The organism is Nocardia sp. CC201C, assembly GCF_030010695.1.
GTDB lineage: Bacteria > Actinomycetota > Actinomycetes > Mycobacteriales > Mycobacteriaceae > Nocardia > Nocardia otitidiscaviarum.
The window spans coordinates 1-6,874 of sequence record NZ_JASCXP010000400.1 but is presented as its reverse complement, the minus strand read 5'-3'; the positions used below and the strand labels follow the sequence as shown (position 1 = coordinate 6,874).

The window sequence follows — 6,874 nt, the reverse complement described above, 5'->3', positions numbered from 1 at the left end:
TCACGCCCAGCGGCCGGACCCGTCCCGAGGCGATCACTTACGCCAATAACAACCACCCCGGTAACAACCATCTCGAGAACGCAACCCCAGCCAGTCCGTCGGCTGGGGTAGAAGCGCGCGGCACCCGACCCGGCGTCAGCGCAAGCCAGGTAAGACACCCAACGCCACCACACTCATCTCTTCACATCTCTGCGGCAACACCCCGAACTCGACACGACCCCCGAAACCTCAACACATGGACAAGGCCGAAACCACTCCACAACGAGCAACTACTCCATATCGATAACGAAACCCCTCCACCCAGCCCCCCGAAATGCGATCATGGGAAAGCCTGCGTCGCCGCTGAAAGGTGGTGTGCTGTGACCCAATTCGTCCAACAGTACGAACCCCTACGATGGCTGGCCCTCCTATCCTTCATAGCCGCAGCCGCAATAGTCACAACCCGCCTGGCCACCCCCACCCCCGCCCTGGAAACCGACCAGGAGTCCGACGCCGCACACCTGATGATGTGCCTGGTCATGCTCGCAATGATCGGCTTCCCCACCGCCATAGACCCCCACGCCATGAACGGCGTCCTCACCGCCATGACAGTGGTCTACGCCCTCCTGTTCCTGGCCCGCGTAATCCAGTGGCACGGCAACCCGCTGGCCCCCGCCGCCCGAGTCATCCCCTTCGCCTACCACCTCACGGCGGCAGCAGCCATGCTCTACGCCATGAGCGGTCACACCGGCGGACACCACGGCGGAGCTCCCGCCGCCCCCATGCTCGCCCTGGCGACCCTGTTCACCATCGACGCCGCCGCCATGGCCCTACCGATGTCGAGAAAGGCTCTGCGCCACATCGTTCCGCACCACGTCGGTACCGCAGGCCCCGCCACGGTGGTGCCACACATCGTCATGGACCTGGGCACCGCCTACATGCTCGTAGCCGCCATCGGCTGATCCCGCGGCGGCACCTGGAGGTCAGGTCGGCGGATGGAGATCCGGGACCCCACCGACGCGGTGACGCCTATCGACGCGGCATGGTCGCCGATGGGGTGCCTGTCGACTGTGAGCCGGTGCGTGAGGTCTCCGATCCGAACCACCGTGCGAGCGCTGCTCGCAGCGTGGGTGCCGCGGAAGCGGCGGATTCCCAGCACCAGCGCCCGCACTCCGGCCAGACGCAATTCATTGGCCAGCATCAGACCGGTCGGGCCAGCGCCCACAACGATCACGTCTGTTTCCGCAACTCGCATGTATCGGAACTCTCATACGCACGGATTCTGGCGTCGGACAGCTCTTCTGCGGCATACCCGGTGTCGTGCGGCAAGCGGGCTATTGCGTTGTCGACCGGACGCCGAGCACGATCTTCACCCGCGCACGGCCCTGTCCGGACGATGTCAGTGGCCCCCGCGTACCTCGCTCATGGTCACCGGCCGCTGCTCGCGGCGCGACAGCTCGCACGCCTCGGCGACGTAGAACGCCTCGAGCGCCTCAGTCGGCGGGCACGGGTTGGCGAGTGTTCCGTCGACCACCGCCACGAAGGCTGACAGCTCCTCGGTGTAGGCGCGCCGGAACCGATCCATGAACCCTGGGTAGGCGGGCAGCGGTGACGCCGGGAAATCCGGCTCCACCGAGTGCAGTGGCGCCCGGTCGTCCAGTCCCACAATGGCATTGCCCGCCGAGCCCAACAGTTCCAGCCGTACGTCGTAACCGGCCCCGTTGTAGCGGGTGAGGGAGACGGTCGCCAACGCGCCGTCGTCCATGCGCAGCACCACCGCGGCGGTATCCACGTCGCCCGCGTCCACGAAGAACTGCTCGCCCCGGTTGGCGCCGACGGCGTAGACCTCGGTGATCTCGCGTCCGGTCACCCAGCGGATGATGTCGAAATCGTGGACGCCGCAGTCTCGGAACAGGCCGCCGGAGCGCGGAATGTATTCGGCGGGAGGGGGAGTCGGGTCCAGTGTGGTGGCGCGCAGGGTATGCAGCCAGCCGAGTTCCCCGTTCGCGACGGCGGCGCGTGCGGCCCGGTAGCCCGCGTCGAAGCGCCGTTGGAAGCCGATCTGCACCGGCACCGACGATCCGGTGAGCCGTTCGATCACCGCGAGTGTCCCCGAGATGTCGGCCGCGATGGGCTTCTCGCAGAAGACCGGCAGTCCGCGTTCCACTGCCGCGAGGATGAGTTCGGGATGGGAGTCGGTGGCCGTGGTGATCACCAGCCCCGCGAGGTCGGCGGCGAGCAGCGTGTCGATATCGGGTGCGAAGTCGACGCCGAGCTTGCGGGCGGTCTCGCGTGCCCGTTCGGTGTCGACGTCGGCGACGACCACCGATTCCACGTCCGGCAGCGCTTTCAGGGTCTCGGCGTGGGAGGTTCCGATACGGCCGGTCCCGGCCAGGCCGATGCGAAGGGAAGACATGATTCTCCTGATTGCTCAGATGCGAGGTGGGGCCGTCGTCGAGCGGACGACCAGGGCGGGTTCGACGCGGCTGCGCAGTGGCTCGGTGCGCCCGTCGCGCAGCCGCTGGGTGAGTGCTGCCACGGCCAGTTGCCCGATGCGGGTGCGCGGCTGATCGATGGTGGTGAGCGAGACGTAGCGCAGGGCCGCGAGCGAGGTGTTGTCGTAGCCGACCACCGACACGTCCTCCGGCACCCGCAGTCCGGCCTCGTCGAGGGCGGACATGGCGCCGAAGGCGTTGAAATCGTTGCCGCAAACCAGTGCGGTGGGAAAGGTGCCGGGGGAGAAGACGTTCAACAGTTTCCACACCGCGGCGGCACCCGCGGCGTCGGTGTGTTCGCTCGCGATCACCATCGGTTCGAGCCCGTGCCGCTCCATGGCCGCGGTGTATCCCTTGCGCCGCGGCCCGGCGGCGAAGGCGGCCCCGCCGTCGAAGTGCACGATGCGCCGATGCCCCAGTGACACCAGGTGATCCACGGCCAGTCCCGCACCGGTCTCACCGTCGTCGTTGACCGTGTCGACCCCCGCGATATTCGAGGTCCGCGACACCAACACCACCGGACACCGCTGGGCTGCCTCCCGTATGGCCGCGGCCGGTAGGACCGGCGACAGCAGGATGATCCCGCCGGGCCGGAACGACAGCAGACTTTCCAGCGCCCCCCGTTCTCGTGCCGCACTGCGCCGCCCGGTATTGAGGATCAGTTCCAGCCCGGCTTCCTGCGCCGCCGCGTCCATACCCTCCACCACTTCGGCGAAGTAGGCATTGCGCAGGTCCGACACCATGACGCCGACGAGATTGGATGTTCGGCTGGCCAGTGACCGGGCCAGGAAATGCGGTTGGTAACCCAGTTCCTTGGCGGCGTCGAGCACCGCACGGCGGCGGTGTTCGCTCACCTTGGGGGAGCCCCGCATGACGAGCGAGACCAGGGCGCGGGAGACGCCCGCCCGAGCGGCGACGTCCTCCATCGTCGGTCGCGTCACAAATCCCTCCGTGTCGGTGCTGGTGTGTGTGGCACGTTACTGCCCGGACGCGAACCAATCAATAGAGCGCTCTAATCGGACATTTTCCGGCAACCCGATACCTCTGTTCACGCAGTAAAACCCACTATTTCAAGGGGTTTCACGATCATGAAACCCGCTGAGGGTTCTTGACACGCGAGTGACCCAGATTACATAGTTGGAGCGCTCCAACGCATGGAGCCACAACCGTGTGACTACGACAGGTCGAGGAAGTTCCGATGACCGCACCGCTGCACCCGCTGCGCATCGCCGCCGCGCCGATCTCCTGGGGAGTCTGCGAAGTCCCCGGCTGGGGACACGTTCTCGACGCGCACACCGTCCTGGCCGAAATGGCCGCGCTCGGCATCACCGCCACCGAATTCGGGCCACCGGACTATCTGCCCGCCGACCCTCTCGCGCTGCGCGCACAGCTCGGCGAACACGGCCTGACCGCGATCGGCGGCTTCCTCGCCCTTCCGCTGCACCGGGAGTCCGACGCGGCGCTCACCTTCGCCCGCGAAACGGCCGCCCGCTACGCGCGGGCGGGTGCGGAGGTGCTCATCCTGGCGGCCGCCACCGGCTTGGACGGCTACGACGAACGCCCCGCGCTCACCGACACCGAATGGGACACTCTGGTCGACACCGCCGCCGCCATCGCGGTCATCGCCGCCGAGGTGGGCCTGCGCACCACCCTGCACCCGCACGTCGGCACACACGTGGAGTCCGAGGCCGAGGTGGAGCGCTTCCTCGCCGACTCCGACCTGCCGCTGTGCCTGGACACCGGCCATCTGCTCATCGGCGGCACCGACCCGGTCGGCCTGACGCGCCGCTACGCGGATCGCATCGGCCACATCCATCTCAAGGATGTTCGTCTCGATCTCGCCGATCAGGTGCGCGACGGCGCGCTGGAGTACAGCGAGGCGGTACGGCAGGGCATCTACGCCCCCCTCGGCGCGGGCGATATCGATATCGACGCGCTGGTGCGGGAGGTTTACCGCGCCGGTTATACCGGCTGGTATGTGATCGAGCAGGACACGGCACTGCGGCCGGGCGATACCGCGAGGACGCCGACCCGCGACGCCGAACGCAGTCTGCGGCATCTGGCGGCCATCGGCTCGGCGCTCGCCGCGGCACGGATTTAGCCGGAAGTGAGGACGACGATGTCTCAGCAGACCAGACCGCGACGGTGGCGGTGGCTACTACCCCTGTCGGCCGTCGCGGTGGCCGTACTCGCGGCGTGTACCGGCCCCGGGGCGGAGGTGGGAACGCAGACCCGCGCACCCGTCGAGGTCGGCACCCTGGAATCGGTCGCGTTCGTCACGCACGGCTCACCCGGCGACGCCTTCTGGAACGTGGTGAAGAACGGGGCCGAGGCCGCGGGCGACACGTTCGGCGTGCGAGTCGAATACAACTCCTCCGGCGATCCGAGCCAGCAGGCCAAGCTCATCGACAATGCCGTGGCCCAGCGCGTGGACGGCCTGGTGGTCTCCATGGCCAATCCCGACGCCCTGCGCGAATCGGTGGAAAAGGCGGTGGCGGCGGGCATTCCGGTGGTCACCATCAACTCCGGAGACTCCGAGAGCGCCGAGTTCGGCGCCATCGGCCATGTCGGCCAGAGCGAACGGCTCGCGGGTGAGGCTGCCGGGGCGCGGTTGAAGGACGCCGGAAAGACCAAGATGCTCTGCGTCATTCACGAGGCGGGCAATATCGGCGCGAACGAGCGCTGCGCGGGTGCGACGCAGGGTTTCGGCAATGCCGCCACCCTCCAGGTCGATATCAACAATCCCACCGACGCCCAGGCCCGAATTCGCGGCGCACTGGAGGCGGATCGCTCCATCGACGCCGTGCTGACCCTGAACTCGCAGATCGCCGCCCGCGCGGTGGACGGCGCCCGGGAGGCGCGCTCGGAGGCCGCCATCGCCACCTTCGATCTGAATACCGATGTGGTGGAGGCGATTCGGGCGGGCAGTCTGCTCTTCGCGGTAGACCAGCAGCAGTACGAGCAGGGCTATCTGCCGGTGGTGCTGCTGGAGCTGTACAAGACAAATCTCGATACCGTCGGAGGCGGGCGTCCGGTACAGACCGGCCCGGCCTTCGTGGACGAATCCAATGTCGACGCCATCGGCGGCCTGGTCGCCCAGGGCACCCGGTGAGCACCGGTCGGGAGAACGAAATGGCTGTTGTGACAAAGGAACCCGCTGGACCCGCCGATCGACGAGAGGACAGCCCGCCGCCGCTGCTACAGCGGCTGATCGTGCGGCCCGAGATCGGTGCGGCGATCGGCGCGATGGTGGTGTTCTTCTTCTTTTCGGTGATCACCGACGAATTCCTCAGCCCGGGCGGGGTGGCGAACTGGCTCGACGACGCCTCCACCCTCGGCATCATGGCGGTGGCGGTGGCGCTGCTCATGATCGGCGGTGAGTTCGACCTGTCCGCCGGTGTGATGACCGCGTCCACGGCGCTGGTGACCGCGCTGCTGGCGGTGCAACTCGGCTGGAACGTGTGGTTCGCCCTCGCCGCCTCGCTGGTCTTCGCGTTGGCCGTGGGCGCGCTCAACGGCTGGGTGGTGATGCGCACCGGCCTGCCGAGCTTCATCGTCACCCTGGGCACCTTCCTGGCGCTACAGGGTCTGAATCTCGGCGTGACCCGGCTGGCCACCGGCACCGTGCAGGTGTCGGGCATTCGCGGCGCCGACGGCTACGAGTCGGCGGGCTGGGTGTTCGCCTCCACCACCGATATCGGCGACGCCCACATCCAGGCGTCGGTGGTGTGGTGGATCGTGCTGACCCTGCTGGCCGCCCTGCTGCTGGTGCGCACCCGCTTCGGCAACTGGATCTTCGCGGTCGGCGGCGCGCTGCCCAGCGCCCGTGCCGTCGGCGTGCCCGCGGTGCGCACCAAGATCCTGCTGTTCATGGGCACCGCGTTCGCGGCCTGGGTGGTGGGCGCGTGCAATCTGCTGCGCTTCACCAGTGTGCAGGCGAATCAGGGTGTGGGACTGGAGTTCCAGTACATCATCGCCGCGGTGGTGGGCGGCTGCCTGCTGACCGGCGGCTTCGGTTCGGTCGTCGGCGCGGCCATCGGCGCGCTCATCTTCGGCATGGCCCGGCAGGGCATCGTCTACGCCAATTGGAACAGCGACTGGTTCATGCTCTTCCTCGGTGTGCTGCTGCTGTCGGCCGTCCTGGTCAACAATGCTTTCAAGAAGCAGGCGGAAAGGGTACGGCGATGACCACCCCACTCATCGAGACCGTCGACATCGGCAAGAGCTACGGTGGCGTGGTGGCCCTGCGGGAGGTGTCCACCGTGGTCCGGGCGGGTGAGGTCACCTGCGTGCTCGGTGACAACGGCGCGGGCAAGTCCACCCTCATCAAGATCCTGTCCGGGGTGCACCAGCACGATCGGGGTGAGCTGCGAATCGAGGGCGCCACGACCCGATTCTCC

At 67.7% G+C, this 6,874-nt stretch carries 7 protein-coding genes and 1 pseudogene; 5 read left to right on the top strand and 3 right to left on the bottom strand.

All coding sequences use genetic code 11. From position 1 onward, the window contains the following. Nucleotides 1-359: 359 nt before the first annotated feature. A complete protein-coding gene (locus tag QK444_RS29790; RefSeq protein ID WP_282785446.1) occupies nucleotides 360-941 on the top strand; it encodes a DUF5134 domain-containing protein in 582 nt (193 codons plus the stop codon). Nucleotides 942-1,039: 98 nt separating this feature from the next. On the opposite strand, the pseudogene QK444_RS29785 reads toward QK444_RS29790, so the two are convergent. The 3 genes and pseudogenes from QK444_RS29785 to QK444_RS29775 form a co-directional block, all read right to left on the bottom strand. Then, nucleotides 1,040-1,234 (bottom strand): annotated as a pseudogene (locus tag QK444_RS29785) (FAD-dependent monooxygenase); the annotation flags it as partial. A 144-nt stretch (nucleotides 1,235-1,378) separates the two neighbouring features. Further along, a complete protein-coding gene (locus QK444_RS29780; protein ID WP_282785445.1) occupies nucleotides 1,379-2,395 on the bottom strand; it encodes a Gfo/Idh/MocA family oxidoreductase in 1,017 nt (338 codons plus the stop codon). Between the two features lie 15 nt (nucleotides 2,396-2,410). After that, on the bottom strand, nucleotides 2,411-3,415 hold the full coding sequence (locus QK444_RS29775; RefSeq protein WP_282785444.1) for a LacI family DNA-binding transcriptional regulator: 1,005 nt from the start codon (nucleotides 3,413-3,415) through the stop codon (nucleotides 2,411-2,413). A gap of 257 nt (nucleotides 3,416-3,672) precedes the next feature. Between QK444_RS29775 and QK444_RS29770 the strand changes: the two genes are divergently transcribed. The 4 genes from QK444_RS29770 to QK444_RS29755 form a co-directional block, all read left to right on the top strand. After that, on the top strand, nucleotides 3,673-4,575 hold the full coding sequence (locus tag QK444_RS29770; protein WP_282785443.1) for a TIM barrel protein: 903 nt from the start codon (nucleotides 3,673-3,675) through the stop codon (nucleotides 4,573-4,575). Between the two features lie 18 nt (nucleotides 4,576-4,593). Continuing rightward, the gene (locus tag QK444_RS29765; protein ID WP_282785442.1) at nucleotides 4,594-5,586 is read left to right on the top strand and encodes a sugar ABC transporter substrate-binding protein; all 993 of its coding nucleotides are present in this window, start codon (nucleotides 4,594-4,596) and stop codon (nucleotides 5,584-5,586) included. A 20-nt stretch (nucleotides 5,587-5,606) separates the two neighbouring features. After that, nucleotides 5,607-6,662: an ABC transporter permease gene (locus QK444_RS29760; RefSeq protein ID WP_282785441.1), complete on the top strand. Its 1,056-nt coding sequence runs from the start codon at nucleotides 5,607-5,609 to the stop codon at nucleotides 6,660-6,662. After that, nucleotides 6,659-6,874 (top strand): ATP-binding cassette domain-containing protein (locus tag QK444_RS29755; RefSeq protein ID WP_282785440.1); only part of this gene is annotated, 216 nt, incomplete at its 3' end. The genes QK444_RS29760 and QK444_RS29755, both read left to right, overlap by 4 nt.